The organism is Actinoplanes sp. NPDC020271 (genome assembly GCF_044388125.1).
GTDB lineage: Bacteria > Actinomycetota > Actinomycetes > Mycobacteriales > Micromonosporaceae > Actinoplanes.
This window is the reverse complement of record NZ_JBIRWQ010000018.1, coordinates 137603-164399: the sequence shown is the minus strand read 5'-3', so window position 1 is coordinate 164399 and position 26797 is coordinate 137603. Positions and strand designations below refer to the sequence as shown.

At 71.3% G+C, this 26797-nt stretch carries 30 protein-coding genes; 19 read left to right on the top strand and 11 right to left on the bottom strand.

Annotated elements, in window-relative coordinates; all coding sequences use genetic code 11:
* From ACH442_RS32380 to ACH442_RS32365, 4 genes are all read right to left on the bottom strand, one after another.
* A complete protein-coding gene (locus tag ACH442_RS32380) occupies positions 1-381 on the bottom strand; it encodes a hypothetical protein (RefSeq protein WP_396341933.1) in 381 nt (126 codons plus the stop codon).
* Positions 378-506 (bottom strand): hypothetical protein, encoded by a 129-nt coding sequence (locus ACH442_RS32375; RefSeq protein WP_396341932.1) that lies wholly within the window; start codon positions 504-506, stop codon positions 378-380. Before ACH442_RS32375 ends, ACH442_RS32380 begins: the two co-directional genes overlap by 4 nt.
* The gene (locus ACH442_RS32370; protein WP_396341931.1) at positions 503-1627 is read right to left on the bottom strand and encodes an NAD(P)/FAD-dependent oxidoreductase; all 1125 of its coding nucleotides are present in this window, start codon (positions 1625-1627) and stop codon (positions 503-505) included. Before ACH442_RS32370 ends, ACH442_RS32375 begins: the two co-directional genes overlap by 4 nt.
* A gap of 74 nt (positions 1628-1701) precedes the next feature.
* On the bottom strand, positions 1702-2937 hold the full coding sequence (locus ACH442_RS32365; RefSeq protein WP_396341930.1) for a DUF4190 domain-containing protein: 1236 nt from the start codon (positions 2935-2937) through the stop codon (positions 1702-1704).
* Between the two features lie 45 nt (positions 2938-2982).
* Between ACH442_RS32365 and ACH442_RS32360 the strand changes: the two genes are divergently transcribed.
* Positions 2983-3165: a hypothetical protein gene (locus ACH442_RS32360; protein WP_396341929.1), complete on the top strand. Its 183-nt coding sequence runs from the start codon at positions 2983-2985 to the stop codon at positions 3163-3165.
* Between the two features lie 101 nt (positions 3166-3266).
* On the opposite strand, the gene ACH442_RS32355 is transcribed toward ACH442_RS32360, so the two are convergent.
* Positions 3267-4382 carry a glutamate-cysteine ligase family protein gene (locus ACH442_RS32355; RefSeq protein WP_396341928.1) on the bottom strand — a complete coding sequence of 372 codons (1116 nt, stop codon included), beginning with the start codon at positions 4380-4382 and terminating at the stop codon, positions 3267-3269.
* A 295-nt stretch (positions 4383-4677) separates the two neighbouring features.
* Here ACH442_RS32355 and ACH442_RS32350 point away from each other — a divergent pair, with 295 nt between their 5' ends.
* Entirely contained in the window at positions 4678-5244 is a 567-nt protein-coding gene (locus ACH442_RS32350) for a hypothetical protein (protein WP_396341927.1), read from the top strand.
* 111 nt (positions 5245-5355) lie between these two features.
* The gene (locus ACH442_RS32345; RefSeq protein WP_396341926.1) at positions 5356-5799 is read left to right on the top strand and encodes a hypothetical protein; all 444 of its coding nucleotides are present in this window, start codon (positions 5356-5358) and stop codon (positions 5797-5799) included.
* 217 nt (positions 5800-6016) lie between these two features.
* Here the strand turns inward: ACH442_RS32345 and ACH442_RS32340 are convergent, their stop codons facing one another.
* Positions 6017-6547, bottom strand: coding sequence for a hypothetical protein (locus tag ACH442_RS32340; RefSeq protein ID WP_396341925.1), 531 nt, complete (start codon positions 6545-6547; stop codon positions 6017-6019).
* Between the two features lie 180 nt (positions 6548-6727).
* Between ACH442_RS32340 and ACH442_RS32335 the strand changes: the two genes are divergently transcribed.
* The 3 genes from ACH442_RS32335 (at position 6728) to ACH442_RS32325 (ending at position 9139) form a co-directional block, all read left to right on the top strand.
* Positions 6728-7105 (top strand): nuclear transport factor 2 family protein, encoded by a 378-nt coding sequence (locus ACH442_RS32335; RefSeq protein WP_396341924.1) that lies wholly within the window; start codon positions 6728-6730, stop codon positions 7103-7105.
* 417 nt (positions 7106-7522) lie between these two features.
* On the top strand, positions 7523-8563 hold the full coding sequence (locus tag ACH442_RS32330) for a LacI family DNA-binding transcriptional regulator (RefSeq protein WP_396341923.1): 1041 nt from the start codon (positions 7523-7525) through the stop codon (positions 8561-8563).
* Between the two features lie 228 nt (positions 8564-8791).
* Positions 8792-9139 (top strand): hypothetical protein, encoded by a 348-nt coding sequence (locus ACH442_RS32325; protein ID WP_396341922.1) that lies wholly within the window; start codon positions 8792-8794, stop codon positions 9137-9139.
* A gap of 139 nt (positions 9140-9278) precedes the next feature.
* On the opposite strand, the gene ACH442_RS32320 is transcribed toward ACH442_RS32325, so the two are convergent.
* Together ACH442_RS32320 and ACH442_RS32315 are read right to left on the bottom strand one after the other, a co-directional pair.
* Positions 9279-10130, bottom strand: a complete 852-nt coding sequence (locus ACH442_RS32320) for an alpha/beta hydrolase (protein ID WP_396341921.1) — start codon at positions 10128-10130, stop codon at positions 9279-9281.
* A gap of 119 nt (positions 10131-10249) precedes the next feature.
* Positions 10250-11209, bottom strand: coding sequence for an Lrp/AsnC family transcriptional regulator (locus ACH442_RS32315; RefSeq protein WP_396341920.1), 960 nt, complete (start codon positions 11207-11209; stop codon positions 10250-10252).
* A gap of 85 nt (positions 11210-11294) precedes the next feature.
* Here ACH442_RS32315 and ACH442_RS32310 point away from each other — a divergent pair, with 85 nt between their 5' ends.
* The 7 genes from ACH442_RS32310 (at position 11295) to ACH442_RS32280 (ending at position 20057) form a co-directional block, all read left to right on the top strand.
* Positions 11295-12704, top strand: coding sequence for an MFS transporter (locus ACH442_RS32310; RefSeq protein WP_396341919.1), 1410 nt, complete (start codon positions 11295-11297; stop codon positions 12702-12704).
* A gap of 85 nt (positions 12705-12789) precedes the next feature.
* Positions 12790-13356, top strand: coding sequence for a hypothetical protein (locus tag ACH442_RS32305; RefSeq protein ID WP_396341977.1), 567 nt, complete (start codon positions 12790-12792; stop codon positions 13354-13356).
* 531 nt (positions 13357-13887) lie between these two features.
* Entirely contained in the window at positions 13888-15951 is a 2064-nt protein-coding gene (locus ACH442_RS32300) for a bifunctional aldolase/short-chain dehydrogenase (RefSeq protein WP_396341918.1), read from the top strand.
* Complete coding sequence (locus ACH442_RS32295) at positions 15948-17327, top strand: rhamnulokinase family protein (RefSeq protein ID WP_396341917.1); 1380 nt, start codon at positions 15948-15950, stop codon at positions 17325-17327. Before ACH442_RS32300 ends, ACH442_RS32295 begins: the two co-directional genes overlap by 4 nt.
* A gap of 2 nt (positions 17328-17329) precedes the next feature.
* Complete coding sequence (locus tag ACH442_RS32290; RefSeq protein WP_396341916.1) at positions 17330-18055, top strand: (Fe-S)-binding protein; 726 nt, start codon at positions 17330-17332, stop codon at positions 18053-18055.
* Positions 18052-19470, top strand: a complete 1419-nt coding sequence (locus ACH442_RS32285; RefSeq protein ID WP_396341915.1) for a LutB/LldF family L-lactate oxidation iron-sulfur protein — start codon at positions 18052-18054, stop codon at positions 19468-19470. Before ACH442_RS32290 ends, ACH442_RS32285 begins: the two co-directional genes overlap by 4 nt.
* The gene (locus ACH442_RS32280) at positions 19467-20057 is read left to right on the top strand and encodes a lactate utilization protein C (RefSeq protein WP_396341914.1); all 591 of its coding nucleotides are present in this window, start codon (positions 19467-19469) and stop codon (positions 20055-20057) included. The genes ACH442_RS32285 and ACH442_RS32280 overlap by 4 nt, the downstream gene beginning before the upstream one ends.
* A 317-nt stretch (positions 20058-20374) precedes the next feature.
* On the opposite strand, the gene ACH442_RS32275 is transcribed toward ACH442_RS32280, so the two are convergent.
* A complete protein-coding gene (locus ACH442_RS32275; RefSeq protein ID WP_396341913.1) occupies positions 20375-20707 on the bottom strand; it encodes a hypothetical protein in 333 nt (110 codons plus the stop codon).
* Between the two features lie 131 nt (positions 20708-20838).
* On the opposite strand from ACH442_RS32275, the gene ACH442_RS32270 reads away from it, so the two are divergent.
* The 6 genes from ACH442_RS32270 (at position 20839) to ACH442_RS32245 (ending at position 26331) form a co-directional block, all read left to right on the top strand.
* On the top strand, positions 20839-21909 hold the full coding sequence (locus tag ACH442_RS32270) for an efflux RND transporter periplasmic adaptor subunit (protein WP_396341912.1): 1071 nt from the start codon (positions 20839-20841) through the stop codon (positions 21907-21909).
* 57 nt (positions 21910-21966) lie between these two features.
* The gene (locus ACH442_RS32265) at positions 21967-23148 is read left to right on the top strand and encodes an efflux RND transporter periplasmic adaptor subunit (protein ID WP_396341911.1); all 1182 of its coding nucleotides are present in this window, start codon (positions 21967-21969) and stop codon (positions 23146-23148) included.
* A 3-nt stretch (positions 23149-23151) separates the two neighbouring features.
* A complete protein-coding gene (locus tag ACH442_RS32260; RefSeq protein WP_396341910.1) occupies positions 23152-23868 on the top strand; it encodes an ABC transporter ATP-binding protein in 717 nt (238 codons plus the stop codon).
* Between the two features lie 73 nt (positions 23869-23941).
* A complete protein-coding gene (locus ACH442_RS32255; protein WP_396341909.1) occupies positions 23942-25135 on the top strand; it encodes an ABC transporter permease in 1194 nt (397 codons plus the stop codon).
* 32 nt (positions 25136-25167) lie between these two features.
* Positions 25168-25686, top strand: coding sequence for a hypothetical protein (locus ACH442_RS32250; protein ID WP_396341908.1), 519 nt, complete (start codon positions 25168-25170; stop codon positions 25684-25686).
* Positions 25687-25794: 108 nt separating this feature from the next.
* On the top strand, positions 25795-26331 hold the full coding sequence (locus ACH442_RS32245) for a hypothetical protein (protein WP_396341907.1): 537 nt from the start codon (positions 25795-25797) through the stop codon (positions 26329-26331).
* Here ACH442_RS32245 and ACH442_RS32240 read toward each other — a convergent pair.
* Both ACH442_RS32240 and ACH442_RS32235 read right to left on the bottom strand, forming a co-directional pair.
* Complete coding sequence (locus ACH442_RS32240; protein ID WP_396341906.1) at positions 26294-26521, bottom strand: MMPL family transporter; 228 nt, start codon at positions 26519-26521, stop codon at positions 26294-26296. The two genes, ACH442_RS32245 and ACH442_RS32240, sit on opposite strands and share 38 nt — an antisense overlap.
* The gene (locus tag ACH442_RS32235; protein ID WP_396341905.1) at positions 26515-26757 is read right to left on the bottom strand and encodes a hypothetical protein; all 243 of its coding nucleotides are present in this window, start codon (positions 26755-26757) and stop codon (positions 26515-26517) included. The genes ACH442_RS32240 and ACH442_RS32235 overlap by 7 nt, the downstream gene beginning before the upstream one ends.
* Positions 26758-26797: the final 40 nt, after the last annotated feature.

The following is a 26797-nucleotide window of genomic DNA, read 5'->3' as shown; positions in this document are numbered from 1 at the left end:
TCACAGGTCCCGCACCACTCCGCCCTGCACCGCCGCCAGTTTGTCCGGGTTGGCGGTGTTGAGGATCGCCGCGACCCGGCCGTCGTCGTCCAGGTCCAGCGTCATGGTCCCGATGATCCGGCCGGCGCCGCTGATCACCAGGCCGGGTCCGCCGTTCAGATCGACGAGTTGCGCCACCATCTGGTCGGGCCGTACCCCCTGGTACGGCCGTGACCCGACCCCGGCCAGCCACGCACCGACCCGGTCGGCGCCGTGGACGGGCCGCATCGCCTGGCGCACCTTGCCGCCGCCGTCGGTCCAGAGTGTCACGTCCGGCACGAGCAGCTCCATCAGCGTGTTGATGTCGCCGCCGGCCGCCGCGGCGAAGAAACGCTCGGTCACCGCCCGCTGCCGGTCGCGGGTCGCCGGGAAGCGGGGACGTTCCGCTCGTACATGTTCCCGCGCCTGCCGAGAATCCGGTACGCCACCGAGAACAGCAGATTGCGGTGCTGTTCAAAGGCGGTCACGGGCGCCACACCATCGCCGAGGCGGGCAGCCGCAGTGCTCGGCGGAACACCGGCCACGGCGTGGAACTCACCGTCTCCTTGTACCAGACCGCGGCCCGCCCGGTCAGCGCCGCCCGCCCCGGCGACCCGTCGGCGTGGGTGAACTGCACGACCGCGTCCCCGCGGCCCAGACTGATCGGCGAGTGGTAGTAGCCGAACCGGAACGGCCGCGGCTGCCTGCCGTTCAGTTCGCGGGCGATCTGCGCGGCCGCGTGCGCACCGGTCGGCATCCCGCCCTGACAGGTCCCGTGCATCACCCCGTAGCGCTGAGTGATCGCGGCCGAGTCGCCGACCGCGTACACCGACGGGTGCGAGACGGACCGCAGCGTGGCGTCGGTGACGATCCGTCCGTGATCGTCAACGGTCAGACCGGCCGTGGACGCCAGGGGCGACACGCGCACGCCACTGGTCATGAGGATCACGTCGGCCGGGATGCGCCTTCCGCCGGTCAGGGTGGCGCCGTCACGGCGTACCGCGGCGATCTCGGCGACCTCGACCGAGACGCAGAGCCGGCGAAGAGCGGAGCGCATGTGGTCGCGGGCCTTGGGCCCGAGGTCCTTCCCGGGCCCGGCCCGGCCCAGCAGTGTGACCGTGAGCTGCGGAAACCGCTCGGCGATCTCGGTGGCGGCCTCCAGGCCGGTCAGCCCGCCGCCGCAGACCAGGACGCGACCCTCGCTCAGCTCACCGAGGCGGCGCGCGAACAACTCCGCGCCGTCCGCCGAGTCCAGGGTGTACGCGTGATCCGCCGCCCCCGGCACCGAGGCCGTGTCGGCCGAGCCGCCGAGCGGGTAGACCAGCGTGTCGTACCCGATCTCCCGCTCGTCGTCGATCCGCACGGTCCGTTGCGTGAGATCGATTCCGGTCACCCAGCCGACCTCGAGGTCGTCGACGAGCTGCCTGATCCCGAGGTGCTGGAGCCGCTGTCCGGTAGCGACCCGGTGCAGCCGCAGCCGCTCGGTGAAGCGGTCCGTGGCGTTCACGACGGTGACCGCCACGTCGTCGCGCCGCCTGGTCCGCCCGACCAGGCTGACCGCCGTGAGCATGCCGGCGTATCCGGCGCCGAGGATCACGATCCTGTGCATGGCCCTGCCCCTTCCCGAGGTGTTGACCGCGAGACGGGGCAGGGGTGCCACGACGTGACGTGCTGTGACCTAGGTCACTTTTTGACCATGGAGCCGGTCCACTTGCCCGATTTCGGCGCGGCGATGCAGGTGACCTTGCGATCCGAGCCCCACAGCGACTGCGTCGGGTAGATGTACCAGTACTTCGCGTTGGAGAACTTGCCGACCGCGAACTTGTCGAGCGCCGAGTCGCAGCGCTTCTGCGACTCCGACTCGACCTTCGACTCGCCCGGGTACGTGCCCTTCGGGAACGTGTACGTCGAGTAGACCTCACCGCCGTGCGACGTCTTGCAGGACACCACCGTGAACTCGTCGGCACTGGTGTCGTCGCTGATCTCGCTGATGCAGTCACCGGGCACGAGGTTCTCGGTCAGCGTCGTGCCGTCGTCCTTCGCGGTCGGCGCCGTCGTCGGCTCCTCCGTCGGAACAGCCGTGGACTCCGCCGTCGGCCGCCCGCCGGCGACGCTGTCGGACGTCGTGTCGGCCGGAGTGTCCGGGGTCAGCGCGACCACCGCGATCAGGACCGCGAACACCGCGACCCAGAACCCGGACAGGCTCAGCCCGGCGATGGCCAGACCCCGGCCGCGCTCGCCACGCCGGCGGATCTGCGACAGGCCGAGGAGGCCGAAGATCACGGCGAACAGGACACCGCCGATGATGCCGAAGACCAGCGAGGCCACGGCGGACGCGTTGAGGTCACGCTTCGCCGCCGGACCGTACATCGGGTAGCCGGGGTAGCCCGGGGGCGGGTACCCGCCCGGCGGGGGATAGGCGCCGGGCGCTTGATAGGCGGGCGGCGGGTAGGCCCCGGGCGCTTGATAGGCGGGCGGCGGGTAGGCGCCGGGCGCCTGATACGCCGGCGGGGCGTAGGCGCCGGGCTGGTCCGCCGGCGGCTGATGAGCGCCGGGCGCGGGGAAGGGGTCCGGCGGCACGGGGCCCGGCGGCGGGAACGCGGCCGTCGGTGGATAGACCGGCTGCTCAGGCAGCGGAAGCGGTGCCGTGGGCGGGGCCGGCTCGGACGGCGACGCGGCCGGCGGGCTGAACGGCACCGTGGGCGGGGCCGGCTCGGACGGCGACGCGGCCGGCGGGCTGAACGGCACCGTGGGCGGGGTCGGCTCGGACGGCGACGCGGCCGGCGGGCTGAACGGCACCGTGGGCGGGGCCGCCAGTGGGTCGCCCGCGAGTGGTGCGGGGGCCAGTGGATCGGCCGGCGGTGGGGGTGTCGCCGAACCGGGCGCCGGAGTCGGCTGCCCGGGGATCTCCTCGTTCACGCCGGGACGTTATCCCAGTAAGGATTGCTTTCGGTCGTCGCGGAGGTGTCGATTCCGTATCGACGTCGCCCCGACGGCTCACTGCCCGGGACGAACGTGCCGGCCGGCAGCGACGCCCACCCGGTCAGCGTCGGCATGGTGACCCTCGGACGGCCGCCCACGTTCGACGCGGTGCCGCCCGGAGGCACGGCGAGAACCAGCGCGCCGGCGCAGCCGGCGTGCCAGTGACGATCTTTCCTGTGCGGCCGGACGGTAGGCCGGCCGGATGAACCCCGCGCAACTCGGGCCGGCGGCGGCGCGGCCGGTGTGGCTGTTCGTGAGGGGGTGGGTCACACGGCGCGGGCGCTGTGGTCGAGGAAGTCGTCGGCGGGGCAGCGGCCCCGGTTGACGTAGGTCTCGGTGAACTCGGCGACGGCGTCGCGCAGGGCACGGCTGGCGCCCTGGCGGGCGAGCGCACCGTAGGCGGCGAGGAAGCACGCGCGGGCGGCGTCGGCGAGGACCGGGTCGGTGAGGGCGTCGCGGGCGGCGCGTTCCCACAGGTGCGGTTCGGCGGCCAGATGCGCGGTCGCGGCGTACGCCTCGGTGGCGGCTCTGGGGTCGTCGAGCAGCGCGGTGATCACGGCGAGGGGGATGCGCCAGCCGTTGCCGGGCTGACTGTCCACCGCGTCGATCTCCAGGTGACCGCGGGCGGCGACCGGCGGGCGCAGGCCGGCCAGGTGACGGTCGAGATCATTCGCGGTCAGGCGGGCGCCGGCACGGAAGCGATCGCGGAGGCTGCGGCCGGTGACCGTGGGCGCGTCCATGACGTGGGCGGCCCACGACGTACGCGGATCAAGGGCGAACCTGGACCCGACGCCTGCCGCAAGCGAATCCGGGATGCGCTGGATGGGGAGATCGCCGGGGTGACCGGGGAGGACCGGAAGATCGCGGCGCAGGGCCTGCCGGACGCTGCGCCAACCGGTCGGGCGGCCGTGGCGCAGCGGCGCGTTGGCGAACGCCGCGGCCAGCACCGGAGCGAGGGTGTGGGCGAGCACCCAGCGGCGCTCCAGCCCGAGCGGGCCCTCCTCGTCGAGCCCGGTCTCGAGGCCGATGCGGATGCCGGCGGTGCCGGTCGCGTACGTGTGCCCGGGGTCGGCCGGGCTTGCCTCGGCCGCGACCGGCAGCACGGTGAGCCCGTGCCGGTCCATGACGCGGGTGGCGGCGGCGAGGTCGTCGGACATTCGCCGGAGCGCGACCTCGAGCCCGGGCGACGGGGGCGTGCTGACCACGACGACCTGCGGCGATCGTGCGTCGAGGAAGCCGTGGCGCAACGGGCGGCGCCCGGTCGGCGCGGACGCCGGATCGAGCAGCAGGTCGACCGCGACCCCGACGAAGCCCGGCAAACCGGGAGCGAATGCCCGCGCCGCGAGGTGCTCCTCGGCGGCCTGCTCGGTCAGGGGTGTCACGCGATGCCTCCGCTGGCGCTCGAGTAGTAACAGGCCATTCAGATATCGGTCGGCCGGCCGGCCGGTCAAGCGTCAGTCGCCGGGACGGCGCCGGAAGCGGTCGGAGCGCCTCTCGGCGTCTCCGCTGCTCCGGCCACCGGCCCCGTGGCGGCGAGCATAGCATTCCTATCTGTGCGATAGGAATAACTGCCGCCGCCTTAGGGGTAGTGGCGCGCATCCCTCAGGGCGGGAATCAGGGCCGGCTCCGGGAAAGCGCCGGTGCTCCCGCGCATGCCGTCGGTCATAGCGTCGGCGTATGACATCGAACCCGGTCATCATTCGCCGAACCGCCCTGGCCGCTCCGGTGCTGCTGCTGCTCTACGGAATGCTCCGTTTCGCCGACGGACTCGACGGTCACCGCGGGCCCGGGCTGCTCTGGAACGCCGGTCACGTCGCGTTCTTCGCCGCGATGGCGCTGTTCGGAGTGCTCGCCGCCGGAGTACGCGAGCAGTTCCCACCGCATCATCGCGTCGCGACCGTGGCGACCGGCATGACGTTCGCCGGCGTGCTCTGCTTCCTCTGGGTCATCGCCGGGGATCTCTCCACGACCCTGCGGCACGACGCACCGATCCCGGACGTGCTGGAGACCGTCGGGCCGATGCTCTTTCCGCTCGGCGTACTGATCCTTTTCGGGCTGCTGGTGGCCGGGCGGCGGCTCCCGGTCTGGACACCGCTGCTCTTCGGCGCCGGGATTGCGGCGATCACGGTCGACCTGGATCTGCTGCCGTTCGCGGCGCTGGGCATCTTCGCGGCGTTGACTCCGCTGCAGCGCGCTGCCGGGCCGCATCAGTTGCGCCCGCGAGCGGCGATGGTGCTGCGCTGACGCCGGGCCGGGCCGGGACATGGGCTGCTCTCACCGTTCCGCGGCAATCTTCGAGACGTCGCGGGGTTCGGCGACTCGAAAATGTCGTAGGGGAGTGGCAGGCTCGCCGGCATGGAGATTCTTCCCGGAAAGGGAGTCGAGCTGGTCCGCGTCGGCGAGACGAGAGACGTGGTGGAGGCGCGTCTCGGCCCGCCGCCGCACCCCGGCATCGCGGCCCGCTCGGTCTACGACACCGAGCCGGCCCTGGTGGTGGACTATGACGGCGACGTGGTCGAGTTGGTCGAGGTCGGCTCCTCGGGCGACGGGGGCGAGCAGGCGACGCTCGACGGGGTCCAGTTGACGTTCCGGTTCATGGACGATGTGGTGGCCGAGCTGGTCGCGCTCGGTCATCGGCCCGAACGGGGCGACCTCGGGTATACGTTCCCGGCCGGGTTCACGATTTTCTCGACGGGGTCGCGCAGCGCCAGCGACCTCGACCCGTTCGCCGCGCCCGATGATCCGCGCGAGATCGTCGAGGGTGTCGGCATTGCTCCCGCGGAGTTCTGGATGGGCTGAGCTCGTTTTCTCCGGCCCGGCGGCCCTGCTTTCCAGGGCCGCCGCCCCCGCAGCGGCCCTGCCCCGCAGCGGCCCTGCCCCGCAGCGGCCCTGCCCCGCAGCGGCCCTGCCCCGCAGCGGCCCTGCCCCGCAGCGGCCCTGCCTTCGCGCGGTTCTACTCCTTGCGCGGCTCTGCCCTGCGCGGCCCGGGGTTGCCGGCGGTGCGGGCCGGGGTGCGTCAGAAGTTGATGGTCACGCCGACGGTCTTGCAGGCGGTGGTGAGTTTGCCGCTCAGCTCGTCGAAGCCGGCGTCGGCGGCCGCGGTGATCGGGTCCTTCGCGGTCGCGGCCTTGTTCACCTCGTCGGCGACGGCCCGCGCGGCCACGGTCACGTCCGACGGCTTGGCGAAGGCGAGCGCCGCGTCCACGGTGCCGTGGAACGACACGAAGGCCTTCTTCGCGTCGGCGGCCTCGACGTGACCGTCCGCCTTCTGGGCCCCCATGATGTCGTTCTTCATCGTGCTGCCGGCCTTGTTCACGGTGTCGCAGAGGCCCTTGTCGCCGGTCTCCTTCACGCCACCGTTCGCGGCGCTGTAGTCGGCCGCGTCGTCGGCCGCCTCCTGTGCCGCCGCACTGCTGAGCGGGGCCGGGCTGGCCGCCGCCGGGGCAGGACCCTTGGGGGCACTCGTGGTGTCCGAATCGCCACAAGCGGCGAGGCCCGCCAGGCAGGCGCAGAGCAGGGCGACGGGAACGATCCGGGAAAGCTTCACGGCCACGGACGGTAGCCGACGATCCTGAGAGCTGCCAGCAGGGTGCCGAGCCGCCGGCCGAGTTGTGGCGCCGGCGGCCGGTCCGTCGCTGGCCTGTTCCGAACACCACCGGCGGAACCTGGCTTCTGCCCTCGGCAGAGGTGGACGGGGTGCGGGCGGAAACCTTCCTACGCTGGGGAGGTGAACAAAGAGGAGCTGACCGCCGCGCTGCTCTCCGCCGAGCGACGCCTCCAGGACGCGCAGCGTAACGGGGATGTCGGCGAGCTGGACCGGCTGCTGGACGACCGATTGATCGCGATCGGGCCGGACGGTGGGCGGTACACCAAGGGTGACGACCTGGAGGCGTACCGCTCGGGCGGTTCGGTGATCACGGCGTTGACGCAGGAGAGCCTGGAGTCGCTGATCGTGGGGACGACCGGGGTCACGTTCGTCGTGTGCGCGGTGACGGGGACGTTCGGCGGGGCGCCGATGAGCGCGCGGCTGCGCTGTACACGGACGTGGTCGTACGGCGAAGATGGTGTCTGGCGAATTGTGGCCGCGCACATCGTCGTTCTCTGAGCTCGTCTCGAAGGCCGCTCGGGCAGCGCTGGGTGCCGGCCGAGGTCTCGCGGCTGGTGCCCAGGGGTGTTTCGGGGTGGCTTCGACGGCGCTGAATGCGGGCCGAGGTCTCGTGGCTCGTCTCGGGGTGGCTTCGACGGCGCTGAATGCGGGCCGAGGTCTTGTGGCTCGTCTCGGGGTGGCTTCGACGGCGCTGAATGCGGGCCGAGGTCTTGTGGCTCGTCTCGGGGTGGCTTTGCCGGCGCTCCGCGCCGGCCGGGCTGGTGGCTGGGCGGTGGGCGTGGATTGCGTGGTTTGTCCCGCTGCGAGTACCGCGGTTGAAATGTTTCATTCTCGGTGCGATGCTGATGTCTCCGGATGGGAGCGCTCACCCTAGAATGCGTTTCAATCCATCGTTCAAACGAGGGAGCAACTCGGTTGACTCAGCAGCCGCGCAACGGCCGCGCGCCGTCGGTCAAGGACGTGGCGGCCGCCGCCGGCGTCTCCCTCGGCACGGTGTCGAACGTGCTCAACCGGCCCGCCGTGGTCAGCACCGCCACCCGTGAACGGGTCGAGCGGGCCATGGCCGACCTCGGGTTCGTCCGCAACGAGTCGGCACGTCAGCTGCGGGCCGGCACCAGTCGCGCGCTGGCCTACGTGATGCTCGACGGCGGGAACCCGTTCTTCCAGGACGTCGCCGAGGGCATCGAGAACGCCGCCGACGCCGCCGACCTGTCACTGTTCGTCTGCAACAGCGGTGGTCGCTCCGAGCGCGAGTCCAAGCACCTCGACCGGCTGGTCCAGCAGCGGGTGCAGGGAATCCTGATCACCCCCGTCGACCCGGACGCCCAGCACGTGGCCGACATCGCCCGGCGCGGCATCCCGTTCGTGATGGTCGACCGGCTCAGCAGCGCCGGCGACCACTGCTCGGTGGCCGTCGACGACGTGCTGGGCGGCCGGATCGCCGTCGAGCACCTGATCGATCGCGGGCATGACCGGGTGGCGTTCGTGGGTGGGCCGGAGAGCATCGGCCAGGTGCGCGAGCGGTACCAGGGCGCGCGTGAGGTCTGGGAGGAGTTCGGCAAGCCCGCCGAGGACCTGATCCGGCTGCCGACCGAGGCGCTGACCGTGAGCGAGGGACGGTCCGCGGGCGAACGCCTCGCCGGCCTGCCGTCGCGCCGCCGGCCCACCGCCGCGTTCTGCGCGAACGACCTGCTCGCGCTGGGTCTGCTGCAGCATGCCGTGACCGCCGGGCTGCGGGTCCCGGACGACCTGGCGATCGTCGGCTTCGACGACATCGACTTCGCGGCGGCGGCGGCCGTGCCGCTCACGTCGGTCCGGCAGCCGCGGCAGGAACTCGGACGGACGGCCGCTCGGCTGGTCCTCGACGAGGCCACGAACCCGGACCACCAGCACGAGCAGGCCACGTTCGTCCCGGCGCTGGTCGCTCGGGCGTCGACGGGGACGGTTCGTCGCTGACCTGCGCTTCCTGCTTCCCCGGTTATCCACACCGGCGGGTCGTCCACAGGGCTGCACCGCGATCATGCCCGAGGCGGCGACAATGGTCGGCGGGCGGTCTGCCCCCTCGGTCGGGGTGGGGTCGGGCAGTCGGGCGGGCCGGGCCGGGTGTGGTTGCGGGCACGGGCCGGGTGAACGGGAGCAGCCCGGATTGATCGGGTGTTCGGGGAACTGGCAAGCTGTCCGGCTGTGGAAGCACTCCGGTTGATCCTGCTCTTCGTGCATCTTGTCGGCTTCGCTCTGCTGCTGGGCGGGGCGATCGCGCAGTTCCTGTCGGGGACGTTCCGGATCAGTCCGGCGGTCCTGTGGGGTTCGATCATTCAGCTGGTCAGTGGGCTCGGGCTGGCGGCGCCGCTGCGTGGTGGCGGTGACCACGAGCCGGATCCGATCAAGCTCGGGGTGAAGCTCGTGATCGCCCTGATGATCTTCATCATGGTGTTCATTCCGCGGAAGCGGGCGGCGGTCAACAAGGGGCACTACCTCGGGATCATCACGTTGACGCTGGTGAACGCGGCGGTCGCGGTCTTCTGGCGCTGACCCGAGCGCGCCGGCCGCCTGCAACTGCCCCGGCCTCGACTCGTGCCGGCCGCGAACCACGCTGACTCCCGGCAGGCTGACCCCGGCAACGCCGGCGACCCACGGTCGCCGGCGTTGGTCGTACGGGGAAATCGGTTGGTCAGGAATGCGGGCAGGTGTCGCGGTATTCCTGGATGGCCGACCCGGACGGCGCCGGGCACAGGAACTGCTCGTAGCGGGTGTCGTTGTCGATGAAGCGCTTCAGCCACGAGATGCTGTACTTCGCGATGGTGACGTTCGCCGAGGTCGGTGCCGAGTGGGTGGCGTTGTTCAGTTCCAGGTACGCCTTGTCGAGGGTGCTCGGCAGGCTGGTGTAGAACGGCTCGGCGTGGGACGCGACGGGCGCCGTGGTGTCGTTCTCGGCGCCGATGATCAGGGTCGGGACCTGGTCGGTGGTCCAGCTCTTGGTGGTGTGCCACGGGGTGAGCGGCACGGCCGCCTGCAGGGACGGACGGGTTTTCGACGCCGACAGGCTTCCGCCGCCGCCCATCGAGTAACCCATGACGCCCAGCCGTGTCGCGTCGATGCGGGTGCGCACCGGGCTGGTGCCGGTCAGGTAGTCCAACGCGGCGAGCAGTTGCGTGCCGCGGCTGTCCGGGAAGTCGTACACGCTGAGGGTGTCGATGACGATGACCACGAAACCCTGCGAGGCGATGCGCGGGCCGAGCCAGGCGACCGCGGACTTCGAGTTGGTGTATCCGGGGGCGATCGAGACCGCGCCGAAGGTGCCGGCGCTGGTGTCGGTGGGGTAGTAGATGGTGCCGCCGCCGAACGTGCTGGTGCGGGCGACGGTGGTGGAGGTGGTGGCGAACGGGCCGGTGACGGCTTCGATGCTGGCGGTGGTGGGAGCGGGGCCCCGCTCGTACGGATTCGCGGCCTGCGCGGGTGCCGCGGGGAGCGCGATCAGTGCCGCCGTCACCGAGACGGCGGCCAGTAGGGAACGCAGGGACATGTGGTTCTCCCAACGGGGGATGGTGTGTGGGAGACCGATCTAGATCGATGCTGATAGATATTTTTAACGAGTTTCTTACTTGCGGGTAATACCAGCCGCTCCCTGCTGCCGGCGGTATGTCAACGCACCCCGCCCATCTGCTTCACGTGCTTGAGCACCGGCGCCGACTCGATCCGCTCCACGCCGTCGAGCTGGCTGAGCTGCTCGGTCACGTACCGGTAGAAGGACGGCATGTCCCGGCAGATCGCGGTGGCCTGCAGATTCGTCGGGCCGGTGGTCGCCGCCGCGAACACGATCTCCTCGTGCCGGGCCAGGGCGTGGCCGACCGACGCGACCCGCGACGGCGCGACCGACAGCCACATCACCACGATCGCGCGGAAGCCGTACAGCTTCGGCTCGATCTCCACGTCCGTGTAGAGCGACCCCGCCTCGAACAGCTCCTGGACCCGGCGGCGGGCCGTCGACTCCGGCCAGCCGGTCGCGGCGGCCAACTCGGTGAAGCTGAGCCGCCCGTCCCAGGAGAGCGCCTCGATCAGCCGCCCGTCGGCCTCGGTCAGATGCGCGGCGGAGCGGCCGGCGGCCGGCGGCGACGGGGTCAGCGCCGCGATCTGCTCCGCGGTGAGCGAGTCGTCACGCAGGTCCGGGCCGACCGCGCCACCCACGTAGTTGTGGATCACGCAGTGCGCGCTCACCGAGGCCAGGCGGGGTGTCCGCGGCAGCTTCTGCAGCAGCAGCGCTTCCCGGTCGGCCGACGCGGGGACGTGCACGCTCGCAGTGATCTCGGTGCCGCCGGACGTGATCGACACCCAGGTGGTGTCCGGACGGCGGGCCAGCGCCGTGGCGATCGGCAGGGCCGCGTCGGGCGCCGCACGGAGGCGGAGCGCCCAGGTCTCGTACCCCAGCTCGATGGGGTTGGGCAGACCGACCACCCGCAGCCGCGCCTCCTCGCGCAAGCGGCGATAACGCCGCGCGACGGTCTGGTCGGAGACGCCGAGGACCGTGCCGATCTCCCGGTACCCGGCGCGGCCGTTGATCCGCAGCGCGTGCGTCACCTGACGGTCCAGTCTGTCGATTTCCACCGCTGGAGCCTAGCCAAAGTCGAGATCCGCAGCTTCAGTCGATCCGGTACGTCTTCTGCAACCCCAAGGGGGCATCCTTCGGGGCATGCGCAAATGGTCACCACTGATCGCCGTCTGCCTCGGCACCTTCCTGCTGCTGGTGGACGTCACCATCGTCGTCGTCGCGTTGCCGTCGATCGCCGACAAGTTCCAGGCCGACTACACCGACCTGCAGTGGGTGCTCGACGGATATGCTCTCGCCCTCGCCGCCCTGCTGCTCGGCGCCGGCTCCCTCGCCGACCGCTACGGCCGCCGCCGCACGTACCTGATCGGCATCGGCATCTTCGCGGTCTCCTCCCTGCTCTGCGCGGTCGCACCGAACGAGCAGGCCCTGATCGCCGCCCGGGTGCTGCAGGGCGCCGGCGGCGCGGCCATGTTCGCCTGCACCGCGGCCCTGCTCAACGTGACCTATCACGGACACGACCGGGGCGTCGCGTTCGGCATCTGGGGCGCCGTCAACGGCGCCGCCGCGGCCGCCGGCCCGCTCGCCGGTGGACTGCTCACCGAGCATTTCGGCTGGCGCTGGGTGTTCCTGGTCAACCTGCCGGTCTGCCTGATCGCGGTCTGGTTCACGGTCCGCGGCGTGACCGAGTCGAAGGCGCCGTGGGGCGGCCGGTTCGACCTGCCCGGCACGATCACGTTCACGGTGGCGGCCGGAGCCGTCACGTACGGCCTGATCCGCGCCGGGGATGCCGGCTGGACCGACGGGCTCGCCCTCACCGCGTTCGGTGTCGGTGTGGTCGCCCTGGTCGCGTTCATCGTCGCCGAACTCCGCTCCGACCACCCGATGCTGGACCTGGCCCTGTTCAAGCGGCCCGCGTTCGCCGCGCTGATCGTGGCGGCGTTCCTGACCCAGGCGGCCGCGTTCGGCTGCCTGCCGTTCGGCACCGTCTGGCTGCAGCAGGTGCTCGGATACGGCCCGGTCGACGCCGGCCTCTACGGCGCGCTGCCGATGGCCGCCGCCTCACTTGTCGTCGGCGCCGCCGCCGGCAAGTTCCTGCAGAAGGTCTCGCCGCGCTGGACCGTCGGCCTGGGCCTGCTGCTGATCGCGGCCGGCGACCTGCTCCAGGCGCGCCTGGACCCGGGCAGCACCGGCAAGGTGCTCATCCCCGGGCTGATCGTTGTCGGTCTCGGCGTGGGCTGCGTGCTGCCGTCGCTGTCGTCGGCGGTGCTCGGCGAGGTGCCCCGCGAGCGCAGCGGAATGGCCGGTGGGGCGCTGAACACGTTCCGGCAGCTGGGCTTCGCGCTCGGCGTGGCGGTGTTCGGGACGATCTTCGCCAACAAGATCGCGGATGCGCACGGGCAGCCGGCCGGCTTCGCCGACGGTCTCAACGGGACGCTCTACGTCGCGGCCGGGACCGCGCTGGTCGCGGGCCTGATCGTGCTGGTCGTGGTGCGTCACCACGCCGGACGCGACGCTCACCGCGAGGCGCCGGTGCCGGCCGAGGTCGGCTGACCCGGGACTTTCGTCCCGCCGAGTCAGGTGGTCGGACCCGGGTGCGGCAGCCTCGACGAGAGGATTGTCAATGGCAGAGAGATTGATGGAGGAGGAAGCGATGACCACCGTCGCAGCTCACCGCCTCGAGCAGGTCGAGGCCCCGGGCGCCATGCTCACCAAGGCCGCTGCCAAGACACTCGCCGTGCTCAGGGTCGCCACCGGATTCGTTTTCCTCTGGGCGTTCCTGGACAAGACGTTCGGATTCGGATATGCCACCCCGTCCGCCAAAGCCTGGATCAACGGCGGCTCGCCGACCAAGGGCTTCCTGTCGAGCGTCGAAGCGGGCCCGTTCAAGGGCCTGTTCCACAGCCTGGCCGGCAACCCGGTCGCCGACTGGGCATTCATGCTCGGCCTGCTCGGCATCGGCCTGGCTCTGATCCTCGGCATCGGCCTGCGCGTCGCCGCCGGCTCCGCGATCGCCATGATGGCCCTGATGTGGGCCGCCGAATGGCCCCTGGCCAGCGGCTCCAGCAACCCGGTCGTCGACTACCACGTCATCTACGCGATCACCGCCGTGGTCCTCGCCCTCACCTACGCGGGCCACACCTGGGGACTGGGTCGCTTGTGGGCCCGCCTGCCCCTGGTCCAGAAGAACCGCTGGCTCATCTGACCCGCACGACGAACCTCAAAGCCCGGGCCGTTTCGGCCCGGGCTTTTCCGTTGCCGCCGACTCCGCTTTCCCGGGACCCCTCTTCCCGTACGCCCCCGCGCCCCTCGCCGCGATCGTTCGCCCCCTCCATGGTCGTCATCCACCCCGCCACGTTCTGCCCCGCCGCCCGTAGCGCCCAGGCCCGGTCGCCCGTCGTCGCGAGTTCCGAGGCCGCCCGCCCGCCGATCCGTGGACGGCGGCCCGGTCGGGGCCGCGGCCGGCGTCCAGAGTTGCTTCACGGCCGCTGATACACCGCTCATCGCCGGCCGCGGAGCACCGGCTGGCGTTCTGGGCGGTTTCCTGGAGGCCGGGACAGCTCCGACCGCCGGTTGGCTTGCCGCATACGACCGACTGCCGGGCGGGCTGGGGTGGAGGGGCTGGTTGTGGTGGTGGCGGGCGGGCCGTCCGGCGCCTGGCGCGAATGGGGCGCTGCGGCCTTGACCACAGGTGCCGCTCTGCGTAACCTGTCGGTAATTCTGAAACGTTTCATACATGACCACTGCCTGCCGGACCGAACTGAGGGACGTCATGACGAATGCCGCCGTCGCTGCGCTCATCGCGCGATCGAATCGCCTTGGGGCGGATCCGCGCACCACGAACTACGCCGGGGGCAACACCTCGGCCAAGGGCAGCGACCTGGACCCGGTCACCGGGGAGAACGTGGATCTGCTCTGGGTGAAGGGGTCCGGCGGCGACCTCGGCACCCTGACCGAGAAGGGCCTGGCCGTGCTCCGGCTGGACCGGCTGCGCGCGCTGACCGGCGTCTACCCGGGGGTCGAGCGCGAGGACGAGATGGTCGCCGCGTTCGACTACTGCCTGCACGGCCGGGGCGGGGCGGCGCCGAGCATCGACACCGCGATGCACGGCCTGGTCGACGCGCCGCACGTGGATCACCTGCATCCGGACGCCGGCATCGCGATCGCGACCGCCGCCGACGGGCCGGCGCTGACCAAGGAGATCTTCGGCGACCGGGTGCTGTGGGTGGACTGGCGGCGCCCCGGCTTCCAGCTCGGGCTGGACATCGCCGCGGTGCAGAAGGCCAACCCGCAGGCCATCGGCGTGATCCTGGGTGGTCATGGCATCACCGCCTGGGGCGCGACCAGCGACGAGTGCGAGGCCAACTCGCAGGAGATCATCAACACGGCCGCGGCTTACATCGCGGAAAAAGGTAAGGAGTCGCCTTTCGGGAAGGTGAAGCAGCCGCTCGCCACCGCGGAGCGAAGGAAGCGCGCGGCCGAGATCTTCCCGATCATCCGCGGCCTGGCCTCCACCGACCGCCCTCAGGTCGGCCACTTCACCGACGACGACGTGGTTCTGGACTTCGTCGGCAGCGAGCGCCTGACCGAGCTGGCCGCGCTGGGCACGAGCTGCCCCGACCACTTCCTGCGTACCAAGGTCAAGCCGCTGGTCCTGGACACCGCCCCGGACGCGCCTCTGGAGGACGTGACCGCGAGGCTCAAGGAGCTGCACGAGGCGTACCGCGAGGACTACCGCGCCTACTACGAGCGTCACGCCACCGGTGAGAGCCCGGCGATCCGCGGCGCTGACCCGGCGATCGTCCTGGTCCCGGGCGTGGGCATGTTCTCGTTCGGCGCGAACAAGCAGACCGCCCGCGTCGCCGGCGAGTTCTACCTCAACGCGATCAACGTGATGCGCGGCGCCGAGGCGATCTCGCGCTACGCCCCGATCGACGAGTCGGAGAAGTTCCGCATCGAGTACTGGTCTCTCGAGGAGGCCAAGCTCCAGCGGATGCCGAAGCCGAAGCCGCTGGCCACCCGGGTCGCGTTCGTGACCGGTGGCGGTTCCGGCATCGGCCGCGCCATCGCTCTGCGCCTGGCCGCCGAGGGCGCGTGCGTCGTCGTCGCCGACCGGGACGCCGCCACCGCCGAGACCGTCGCCGGTGAGATCGGCAGCACCGACGCGGCCGTCAGCGTCGTCGCCGACGTCACCGACGCCGCCGCCGTCGAGGCTGCTCTGGACGCGGCCGTGCTCGCGTTCGGCGGCGTGGACCTGATCGTCAACAACGCCGGCCTCTCCATCTCGAAGCCGCTGCTGGAGACGACCGAACAGGACTGGGACCTTCAGCACGACGTGATGGCCAAGGGCTCGTTCCTGGTCGCCAAGGCGGCCGCGCGGATCCTCGTCGCGCAAGGCATGGGCGGCGACATCGTCTACATCTCCAGCAAGAACTCCCTGTTCGCAGGCCCGAACAACGTCGCCTACGGCGCCGCCAAGGCCGACCAGGCGCATCAGGTGCGCCTGCTGGCGGCTGAGCTGGGCGCTCATGGCGTACGCGTGAACGGCATCAACCCCGACGGCGTCGTGCGTGGCTCGGGGATCTTCTCGTCCGGCTGGGGCGCGAAGCGTGCCGCGGTCTACGGCGTGCCGGAGGAGAAGCTGGGCGAGTACTACGCGCAGCGCACCCTGCTCAAGCGCGAGGTGCTGCCGGACCACGTGGCCAACGCGGTGTTCGTGCTCACCGCCGGCGACCTGTCGCACACCACCGGCCTGCACATCCCCGTCGACGCGGGCGTGGCCGCGGCGTTCCTGCGATGACCCACCGGTTCGCGGCGGTCGACCTCGGCGCGTCCAGTGGGCGCGTCGTGGTCGGCACGTTCGACGAGGGCACGCTGGAGCTGGACGTCGTGCACCGGTTCGCCAACGAGCCGGTCCGGGCGGGCGGCACCCTGCACTGGGACATCCTCGGGCTGTACCGGGGGGTGCTCGACGGGCTGACGAAGGCCGGCCCGGTCGACAGCATCGGCATCGACTCGTGGGCGGTCGACTACGGTTTCCTCGACGCGGACGGGAAGTTGCTGGGGAACCCGGTGCACTACCGGGACTCCCGGACGGCCGGGATCGCGGCGGCGACCCGGGACCTCTACGACGTCAACGGCTTGCAGACGTTGCCGTTCAACACGGTCTACCAGCTGGTGGCGGCGGCCGGGACGCGGCAGTACGCGGCCGCCCGGACGATGCTGCTCGTGCCGGATCTCCTCGCGTACTGGCTGACCGGCGAGATCGGCGCGGAGTTCACCAACGCCTCGACGACCGGGCTGCTCGATGTCCGTACGGGGAATTGGGCCTGGTCCTTGATCGAGGAATTGGGGTTGCGGGCCGAGCTCTTCCCGCCGATCCGACGGCCGGGCGACGTGATCGGGCATGTCGGGGGGACCCCGGTGGTCGCGGTCGGCTCGCACGACACGGCGTCCGCGGTGGTCGCTGTTCCCGCAGATCACGACCATTTCGCGTACGTCAGTTCGGGCACCTGGTCGCTCGTCGGCCTGGAGTTGGAGCGGGCGGTGCTCAGCGCCGAGTCGCGGGCGGCGAACTTCACCAACGAGGGCGGGGTCGACGGCACCGTCCGTTATCTACGCAACGTGATGGGCCTGTGGCCATTGCAGGAGTGCATGCGCGAGTGGGGCTCACCGGACATCTCGGACCTCCTCGCCGCGGCCGCGCGCGAACCCGCGTTGCGCTACGTGGTCGACCTCGACGATCCGCTCTTCCTGCCGCCCGGTGACATGACCGGCCGCCTGCGCAGAGCCGCGGGACTGCCGGACGACGCCGGCACCGCGACCGTCACGCGGTGCATCCTGGACAGCCTGGCGCTCGCGCAACGGCGCGCGGTGCGCCAGGCCCAGGAACTCGCCGGCACGTCACCGAGCGTGGTGCATCTGGTCGGCGGCGGCGCCCGCAACGAACTGCTGTGCCGGTTGACCGCCGACGCGACCGGGCTGCCGGTGCTGGCCGGGCCGGTCGAGGCCACCGCGATCGGCAACCTGCTGGTGCAGGCGCGCGCCGCGGGGGTGGTCGCAGGCTCGCTCGGTGCGATGCGCGCGCTGGTGCGGCAGACTCAACAGATCGTGCGCTACGAGCCGACCGGCGACGACGCCCCCTGGCGGGCCGCCGCGTCCCGAGTGGGGAGGTGACCGTGCGGATCGCGCTGTTCGCGACCTGCCTCGCCGACACCCTGTTCCCGGAGGCGGCCAAGGCCACCGTCCGGCTGCTGGAACGCCTCGGCCACGAGGTGGTGTTCCCCTTCGAGCAGACGTGCTGCGGGCAGATGCATGTCAACACCGGCTACCAGAAGGATGCGTTACCCCTGGTCAAGCGCTATGTCAAAACCTTCTCGCCGTACGAGGTGATCGTCGCGCCGTCCGGGTCGTGCGTCGGGTCGATCCGGCATCAGCACGCCCTGGTGGCCTCCGCGGCCGGGGAGGCGGGGCTGGCGGCGCGCGCCGAGGATCTGGGCGCGCGCACCTACGAGCTGTCCGAGCTGCTGGTCGACGTGCTGAGGGTGGAGGACGTGGGGGCGTACTACCCGCACCGGGTCACCTACCACCCGACCTGCCACAGCCTGCGGATGACCCGGGTCGGCGACAAGCCGCTGCGGCTGCTGCGCAACGTCCGTGGCATGGAGTTGATCGAGCTGCCGGCCGCCGAGCAGTGCTGCGGGTTCGGCGGGACGTTCTCGGTCAAGAACGCGGAGACGTCGGCGGCCATGCTCGCCGACAAGATGACCGCCATCGAGTCGACCGGCGCGGGCGTGTGCTCGGCCGGGGACGCGTCCTGCCTGATGCACATCGGTGGTGGCCTGCGTCGAAGGGATTCCGCTGTGAAGACGGTCCACCTGGCCGAGATTCTGGCCGCCACATGACGACCTTCCTGGGCATGCCGGCCACCTCGCCGCGCGGCGTCGGGCACCTGCGCGGGGACGAGCCGTTCCCGGTCGCCGCGCACCGGGCGCTCGCCGACGACCAGCTGCGGCGCAACCTGCGGCACGCGACCACCACGATCCGCGGCAAGTCCGGCCGGGTCATCGCCGAGCTGCCGGACTGGCAGGAACTGCGCTCGGCCGGCTCGGCGATCAAGGCCGACGTCATGTCCCGCCTTCCATCGCTGCTGGAAGAGCTGGAGGCTCGCGTGGTGGAACGCGGCGGTGTCGTGCACTGGGCCGCCGACGCCAACGAGGCCAATGCGATCGTCACCGGCCTGGTGAAACAGACCGGCTCCGACCGGGTCATCAAGGTCAAGTCGATGGCGACGCAGGAGATCGCGCTCAACGAGGCCCTCGAAGCGGCCGGGATCCAGGCCGTCGAGACCGACCTCGCCGAGCTGATCGTGCAACTCGGCAACGACAAGCCCAGCCACATCCTGGTACCGGCGATCCACCGGAACCGCTCCGAGATCCGGGAGATCTTCCTCGCGGCGATGCCCGGGGTCGACCCGGCGCTGACCGACGACCCGCCGGTGCTGGCCGCGGCCGCCCGGAAGTACCTGCGCGAGACGTTCCTGTCGACGACGGTGGCGATCAGCGGGGCGAACTTCGGCATCGCCGAGACCGGGACCCTCGCCGTCGTCGAGTCCGAGGGCAACGGGCGGATGTGCCTGACCCTGCCCGAGACGCTGATCACCGTCATGGGCATCGAGAAGGTCGTGCCGACGTGGCAGGACCTGGAAGTGTTCCTGCAACTGCTGCCGCGGGCGTCGACCGGGGAGCGGATGAACCCGTACACGACCATGTGGACCGGGGTGACGCCCGGGGACGGGCCACAGAACTTCCACCTGGTGCTGCTCGACAACGGGCGCAGCGCCGTCCTCGCCGACGAGGCCGGGCGATCGGCGCTGCACTGCATCCGGTGCTCGGCCTGCCTCAACGTGTGCCCGGTGTACGAACGGACGGGCGGGCACGCGTACGGCTCGGTCTACCCCGGGCCGATCGGGGCGGTGCTGTCGCCACAGCTCACCGGCGTCGAGGACAACGCGTCGCTGCCGTTCGCGTCGTCGCTCTGCGGGGCCTGCTTCGACGCCTGCCCCGTGAAGATCGACATCCCGTCGATCCTCGTTCACCTGCGCAACAAGGCACCGCACAAGGCGGCCGAGCGGGCGGCGATGCGGGTCGCGGCGTACACCATGGACCGGCCCGAGCTGTATGCCCGCGCGCAGCGGGCGGCCAAACTCGCGCGGATCGCCGGTCGGCGCGGCCGGGGACTGCCGCTCGGCTGGAACGAGGCGCGGGACCTGCCGGAGATCCCCGAGCAGACCTTCCGGGACTGGTGGGCGTCGCGATGAACTCCAGAGACGTCGTCCTCGGACGGGTACGGGCCGCGCTGCGGTCCTCGGCCGAGGCCGGGCCGGTGCCGCGCGACTACCGGCGGACGTTCCCCGCCGCCGACCTCGACGTGCTGGTGGACCGGCTCGTCGACTACAAGGCCACGGTCCGGCGGATCGGCGCGGACGAGATCGCGGCGGTCGCCGCGGAGATCGCCGGCGGGACCGTCGTCGTACCGCCGGGACTGCCCCCGTCGTGGCACCCGTCCGGCGCTCTCGTCGACGACGACCTGACGCCCGACCGGATCGCCGGGGCCGCCGCGGTCCTCACCGCCGCCGCGGTGGCGGTGGCCGAGACCGGGACGATCGTGCTCGACGCGTCACCCGACCAGGGGCGGCGGATCATCACGCTGCTGCCGGACGTCCACATCGTCGTCCTGCGTCCCGACCAGGTCGTCGCCTCCGTGCCCGAAGCGGTCGCCCGGCTCGACCCCACGCGGCCGCTCACGTGGATCAGCGGCCCGTCCGCCACCAGCGACATCGAGCTGAAGCGCGTCGAAGGCGTCCACGGCCCCCGCCACCTCCACGTCCTCCTCCTGACCTCCTGACCCCACCGCCCCGCCGCGGCCACTGCAGCCTGGCGTGGGCGGGTTTTTTGCTCTGAGCCTGACCCGCCACGGAGGCCGCCCTGGAGGGCTGAGCGTTCTGGGCGCCCCGCGCCCTGCTCGGCCCGGAAGGGTCCCCGCGGGAGCGGCGGAGAACGACCACCGCGGACGGAGGACCTGAAGAATTTGATCTTCAGGCGGCTCGGGCGAGTTCGGCGGCGATCGACTCCATGACGGTGGAGATCTCGCGGGCCTGGGTGTGCAGGTCGCGGAGGAGTTCGATGGAGTGGGCCGGGTGGTTGTGGTTCACCGCAGGTTCGTCACTCGCCGGGGAGGAAGCCGGCCGGTGCGACGACGTCGGACGGTGCGGCCGTCGGCAGCACGTCTCCCGGCGCACCGACCGTTCCGGCGCCGTTGAGGCCCGTGCCGCGCGGGATGAACGGGGTGTCGTCGTCGCTGCCGGAGCCGCCGCCGGCGCCGGAGGGCCGCGCCCCACCGCAGTCCTCGCCGGGCGGGGGACAGGATGACGACGAGGTGCTGGTGACCGCGGGAGTCACGTCGTTGTCGTCGGAGGTGGAGGAGTTGCCGCACGCACCGATCAGGAGAGCCGTGGCCAGGGCGACCACGGTGCGGCGGAGGTGCGTGCTCGGCATGGGGGCTCCCGGGATTCTCGTCCGTTCGCGTACTGGAACAGCCACAATCTACGAACATGAGCAACCTGTCGGGGCAAATCCGGTCTAAACGACGCATTCGGTGGATAGGCGCCGGGATCGTCGTCGTGGGCGTGGCCACCGGCGTAGGCGTCGCGGTGGTGCATCACCGCTCCACCGACAGGAAGACCGCCACGATCGTCGCCGTCGACGTCGCCAAGGGTGAGGTCACGCTGGACGTCGCCACCACGGGCACGGTCGAGCCGGCCACCACCCGGGAGCTGTCGTTCGCGGTCAACGGCACGGTCGAGGCGATCAAGGTACGGGCCGGGACCAAGGTCAAGGCCGGTCAGACCCTGGCCACCGTCGACGACATCGACGCGACCAGCGACCTGGCCGACGCCGAGGACAACCTGAGCGACGCCGAGGACCGGCTCGGCGACGCCAACGACCAGGCCGCCGCGGTCACCGCGTCGGCGACCGCCTGCGCCGCGACCGCCACCCCGACGCGCGGGCGCCTGGCCGGGGTCAGTCCGGAACCGCAGGTCGTCGCCGCGGCCGCCTGCACGACCCGGGGCTACCCGGACACCGGCAACGACGCGATCCTCAACGCCCGCCAGGCGGTCAACAAGGCGGAGCAGGCCGTCGACAAGGCGCGGGCGGCACTGGCCGGCACGGTGATCACCGCGCCGATCGCCGGGACCGTCGTCGCCGTCTCGGGCAGCGTCGGCGACACCGTCAGCAGCGGCAAGACGTTCCTGACCCTGGCCGACACGTACGCCATGCAGGTCGAGGCGGACTTCCCGGAGGCCGACGCCGGTGCGCTGAAGGTCGGCCAGGCCGGCACGATCACGCTCGCCGACCACGACGAGGCCCTGACCGGTACGGTCGTGCAGGTCGACCCGATCGGCACCTCGGACGGCACGCTGGTCCGCTACGGCGCGGTGGTCTCGTTCGCGGCCCCGCCCAGCGATCTGCTCGTCGGCCAATCAGCCCAGGTCACAGTCCGCGTGGGTACGGCCACCGACGTCCTCCGGGTGCCGTCCACGGCGGTCCACGACATCTCCGGCGGTTCCGGCACCGTGCTGCTGCGCAACGGCTCGGCGAGCTCGCGCCGCACGGTCACCGTCGGCCTGCGCGGCGACCAGTTCACCCAGGTGACCGACGGGCTCGTGGCCGGGGACCAGGTCGTACGTTCTTGGTGATCGGGAATACCGGCGAACACCCCACTACGAACCGGTCGCACCGGACATGATGGGATCGTGAAAGCGCTTCGCACTCCCAGCACGGCGATCAACGCCCTGCTGGCCCTACTGATCGTCGGCGCCGCGATCTGGGGCGTCAACCTGATCCGGAGCACCTCCTCCGGCAACGAGGCGAAGGCCACCGACGTCCGCACCGTCACCGTCTCGCAGGGCACGGTCACCAAGACCGTCAGCGCGGACGGCACGGTCGGGAGCGCATCGATCGCCGCGGCGACGTTCACCACCTCGGGCACCGTCACCAGCATCAAGGTCAAGGTCGGGGACAAGGTGACCAAGGGTCAGTTGCTGGCCACGGTCGATGCCACCGACGCCCAGCGTGACCTGGACCTGGCCACCGCGAACCTGGACGCCGCGAACGACTCGCTGGACCGCGCGCAGGCCGCCGGCACCGACACCACCACCGCGGAGAACGAGGTCACCTCGGCCGAGCTGGCCGTGGCCGACGCCAAGGCCTCGGTCGCCGGCACCAAGTTGGCCGCCCCGATGGCCGGCACGGTCACCGCGGTCAACGGCGCGCTGGGCGGCTCTTCCTCCGGCTCCACCTCGTCCTCCAGCGGAAGCGGAAGCGGGAGCGGCAGCGGCGGCTCGGGCGCGTCCAGTTCGAGCAGCTCGTCGTCGGCCGGGTTCATCACCATCCAGGACCTGAGCCGGCTGCAGATCACCGCGGCCTTCTCCGAGTCGGACACCACCGCGCTCAAGGACGGGCAGTCCGCCACGATCACCTGGAACGCGCTGGAGAACGCCGAGACCACCGGCAAGGTGGTGTCGATCGACCCGACCGCGACGACCAGCAACAGCGTGGTGACCTACGGCGTGACGGTCAGCCTGCCCGACCCGCCGGACGGCGCGAAGCCCGGCCAGACGGTCAGCGTCGCCGTGGTCACCGGCAGCGTCGACAACGCCGTGAAGGTCAACTCGGCGGTGGTCACGGCGACCGGCCGGCGTTCCACCGTCACCGTTCTGACCAGCACCGGCACGCAGGAGGTCCGGCAGGTCGAGGTCGGGTTGCAGGGCGACGACGCCGACCAGATCACCTCCGGCCTGACCGCGGGGGAGAAGGTGGTCGTCCCGACCGGCAGCACCACCAGCAGCAACAGTGGCACCCGCACCGGTACCGGGAGTGGTTTCGGCACCGGCGGCGGCTTCAGCGGTGGCGGCGCCCCGCCGGGCGGTCGCTGAGCCATGGCCGGGACCCGGGCGGTTCTCGACGTCCGCGACGTGCGCAAGGTGTACGGGGTGGGCGAGACCAGGGTGCACGCCCTCGACGGCGTGACACTGCAGGTCGATCGGGGCGACTACGTGGCGATCATGGGGTCGTCCGGGTCCGGCAAGTCCACCCTGATGAACATCCTCGGTTGCCTGGACATCCCCAGCAGCGGGCGCTACCTGCTCGACGGCGTGGACGTGAGCTCGTTGAGCGACAGCCAGCTCGCGCTCGTCCGCAACCGGCTCATCGGGTTCGTGTTCCAGAGCTTCAACCTCATTCCCCGTACGTCCGCGGTGGCCAACGTCGAACTGCCACTGGCCTACTCGGGGATGCGGGCGGCCGAACGCCGCCGCCGAGCGATCTTCGCCCTGGACGTGGTCGGTCTGGCCGACCGGGCCGACCACGAGCCCCATCAGCTCTCCGGTGGTCAGCAGCAGCGGGTCGCGGTGGCCCGGGCGCTGGTCACCGAGCCGGCGCTGCTGCTGGCCGACGAGCCCACCGGCAACCTGGACAGCCACGCCACCGAGGAGGTGCTCACCGTGTTCGACGACCTGCACGCGGTGGGGCGCACGATCGTGCTGATCACCCACGAGGAGGAGGTCGGCGCCCGGGCCGACCGGTTGATCAGGCTGTTCGACGGCCGGGTCACCTCGGACGTCCGTCACGATCACGTCGGGAGGCATGCGGCATGACCGAGCGTGCGAGCGCACCGGTCGGCTCGGTGATCGGTTCACGGCGACGCCGGAGCGGAGCGGAGGTGGCGGCGTGAACCTCGCGGAGATCGTCCGGTTCGCGCTGCGCGGGCTGTCGGCGAACAAGCTGCGCTCGGTCCTCACCATGCTCGGCATCCTGATCGGTGTCGCCGCGGTCATCCTGCTGGTCGCGGTCGGCAACGGCTCGGCCCAGGCGATCGCCGACCGGATCTCCGCCCTGGGCACCAACACGCTGACCGTGATGAGCACCAGCCGCGGCACCAGCAGCGGCGGCCTGACCATGAAGGTCGCCGACGCGCTCGACGACCCGGTGCTCGCCCCGGACGTGAAGTCGGTGTCGCCGGTGGTCAGCACGTCGGCGACGCTCACCTACGAGGGCAGCGACCACGACGTCGGTTCGTTCGTCGGCACCACGCCGGACTGGTTCGGCGCCTCGAACTTCCCGGTGCAGACCGGTGCCCTGTTCACCGTCGACGACGAGGCGCAGGCCCGCCGGGTGGTCGTGATCGGTCAGACCGTCGCCGAGGAGTTGTTCGCCGACGTGGACCCGGTCGGCCGGCAGGTCACCGTCGGCGGCGCGCTGTTCACCATCGTCGGGGTGCTGGACGAGAAGAGTTCCAGTGGCTTCAGCGACTCGAACGACACCGCGGTCGCGCCGATCTCCGCCGTCCGCCAGGTGCTCGCCGGGTACGGAACGCTCAGCTCGATCCTGGTCGAGGCCCGCAGCAGCGCTCAGGTCGACACGGTGGAGAGCGAGATCACCACGATCCTCGACCAGAAGATGCCGGCCGGCAGTGACGGCACCACGACGTACCGGATCCAGAACGCCTCCCAGCTGCTGGAGACACAGACCGAGACCGCGGACACGTTCACCACCCTGCTGGGCGCCGTGGCCGCGATCAGTCTGCTGGTCGGCGGCATCGGGATCACCAACATCATGCTGGTCACGGTCACCGAGCGGACCCGCGAGATCGGCATCCGCAAGGCGCTCGGCGCACCCCGGCGGGTGGTGCTGAGCCAGTTCCTGATCGAGGCGACGCTGCTCAGCGTGATCGGCGGCGGCCTCGGGGTGGCCGCGGCGCTGATCGGCAGCAAGTTCCCGATCGTCGGCGTTCAACCGGTGGTGGTGCCCAGCTCGGTGGCGCTCGCCCTGGGCGTCTCGGTGCTGATCGGCCTCTTCTTCGGCGGGCTGCCGGCGGCTCGCGCGGCCCGGCTGCGGCCGATCGACGCACTTCGCTACGAGTAGCAAAATATCACTATAAAACGGGTAGGAAGCGTATGAACGATGACACCGAGGTGCTGCCCCGCACGCCGACCGAAGCCGAGCACGACGACCTGAACAGTGCCATCGCCCAGGCCGCGCCGAGACGCTGGTGGAACAGCACCACGCTGGTGCTGGTCGGCGTGGTGCTGCTGGTCGGCGGGTTCGCCGGTGGCGCGCAGGTGCAGAAGCACTGGGGTTCGTCGTCCACCGCCACCGGCACCCCGAGCGGCTCCACACAGGGCGCCTTCCCCAGCGGCGCCGGGATGCCCAGCGGCATGGCCGGATCCGCTCAGAACCGTCAGGCTGCGCCGGGCCGCGCCACCGCCGGGACGATCAGCAAGGTCGACGGCAACACCGTCTACGTGACGACCGCGGCCGGGGAGACGGTCACTGTGCGGGCATCGGACACCACCACGGTCAGCAGGACGACCGCCGCGACGATGGCCGACCTGACCGCCGGGCAGACGATCACCGTCGAGGGCGCCGCCGACGCCGAAGGCGTGGTCACCGCCACCGCGATCACCGCCGGCTGATAGCGATTTGCTGTGGATCGGGTTGCAAACCCAGAGCTTGCCCGGACGATCGCCGATGACATCCCTCGACCGCGACGACAGGCGTCACGGAAGGTACGGGGAGTCACGGTGACCTCGATCAGCAGCATCAGCAACTCGACGAACTACCAGGTGGCGCAGGCCCAGGCCGCGTACGGCTCGCAGCCGCGGCCGAAGGACGACCCGATGGCCAAGGTCGCCGAGACGCTGGGCCTGAGCCGCGACGAGCTGAAGGAACAGCTCGCCGGCGGCAAGAGCCTCAACGACCTGGCCACCGCGGGCGGCACCGCGCACGACGACCTGATAGCCGCCATCAAGGCGGGCATGCCGTCGTCGACCGCGATCACCGACGACGTGGCCGAGAAGATCGCCGACCAGCACGCCCGCAGCCAGAGCACCCCGCCCCCGCCGCCACCCGGTGGCCCGCGCGGCGAGAACGCCGGCCTGGCCGACCCGCAGAAACTCCGCCAGGTCAGCGATCTCCTCGACATGGACTCATCCGACGTCACCAGCGCCGCGACCAGTGCGTCCAGCCTGGTCACGCTCCTGCAGGACAAGGGCGTCGACTTCAGTCAGCTCCGCAACGTCCTCAACCAGACCGGAGATCTGCTGGACGTGAGCGCCTGACCGGTGTCCACCGGTTCGACCGGCCGAGCAGCACCATCGTGGCCGGGACCAGCGGCCCGCGGATCACCGTGGCGTCGACGGCGACCGCGACCGCCGGCCCGACGTCCATCATCTTCACGACCGGGCTCGGGCTCAGCACGAAATCGGCGAACACACCCACCATGATCAGCGCCGCCGAGCTGATCACCACCCCGGTCGAGGCGAGTGGAAGGGCTTCGCCCCGCCGAACCGCGGCCCGCAGATCTGATCGGCGCGAGCGTCCCGCGCGGGCAAGAAGATGATCCCGGCCCGGAGCCCGTCGCCGCGCAGCCGCCGGCACACCGCCATCCCGTCGCCGTCGGGCAGCATGACGGCGAGCAGCACCGGATCCGGCGGGCGAGCGGAGGCGGCGGCAACCGCCCCCGCCGCGGTGGCCGCGGTTCCCACGGTGAAGCCGGTGGAAGCGCAGCACGGTGTCGAGCAGGTC

Coding starts and splice junctions, on each gene's coding strand:
- ACH442_RS32320 (WP_396341921.1), bottom strand. CDS start 10,130: ATGTCCCTGCGTTCCCTACTGGCCGCCGTCTCGGTGACGGCGGCACTG.
- ACH442_RS32345 (WP_396341926.1), top strand. CDS start 5,356: ATGGAGATTCTTCCCGGAAAGGGAGTCGAGCTGGTCCGCGTCGGCGAG.
- ACH442_RS32350 (WP_396341927.1), top strand. CDS start 4,678: ATGACATCGAACCCGGTCATCATTCGCCGAACCGCCCTGGCCGCTCCG.
- ACH442_RS32285 (WP_396341915.1), top strand. CDS start 18,052: ATGACGACCTTCCTGGGCATGCCGGCCACCTCGCCGCGCGGCGTCGGG.
- ACH442_RS32250 (WP_396341908.1), top strand. CDS start 25,168: ATGAACGATGACACCGAGGTGCTGCCCCGCACGCCGACCGAAGCCGAG.
- ACH442_RS32260 (WP_396341910.1), top strand. CDS start 23,152: ATGGCCGGGACCCGGGCGGTTCTCGACGTCCGCGACGTGCGCAAGGTG.
- ACH442_RS32280 (WP_396341914.1), top strand. CDS start 19,467: ATGAACTCCAGAGACGTCGTCCTCGGACGGGTACGGGCCGCGCTGCGG.
- ACH442_RS32310 (WP_396341919.1), top strand. CDS start 11,295: ATGCGCAAATGGTCACCACTGATCGCCGTCTGCCTCGGCACCTTCCTG.
- ACH442_RS32275 (WP_396341913.1), bottom strand. CDS start 20,707: ATGCCGAGCACGCACCTCCGCCGCACCGTGGTCGCCCTGGCCACGGCT.
- ACH442_RS32295 (WP_396341917.1), top strand. CDS start 15,948: ATGACCCACCGGTTCGCGGCGGTCGACCTCGGCGCGTCCAGTGGGCGC.
- ACH442_RS32300 (WP_396341918.1), top strand. CDS start 13,888: ATGACCACTGCCTGCCGGACCGAACTGAGGGACGTCATGACGAATGCC.
- ACH442_RS32305 (WP_396341977.1), top strand. CDS start 12,790: ATGGAGGAGGAAGCGATGACCACCGTCGCAGCTCACCGCCTCGAGCAG.
- ACH442_RS32370 (WP_396341931.1), bottom strand. CDS start 1,627: ATGCACAGGATCGTGATCCTCGGCGCCGGATACGCCGGCATGCTCACG.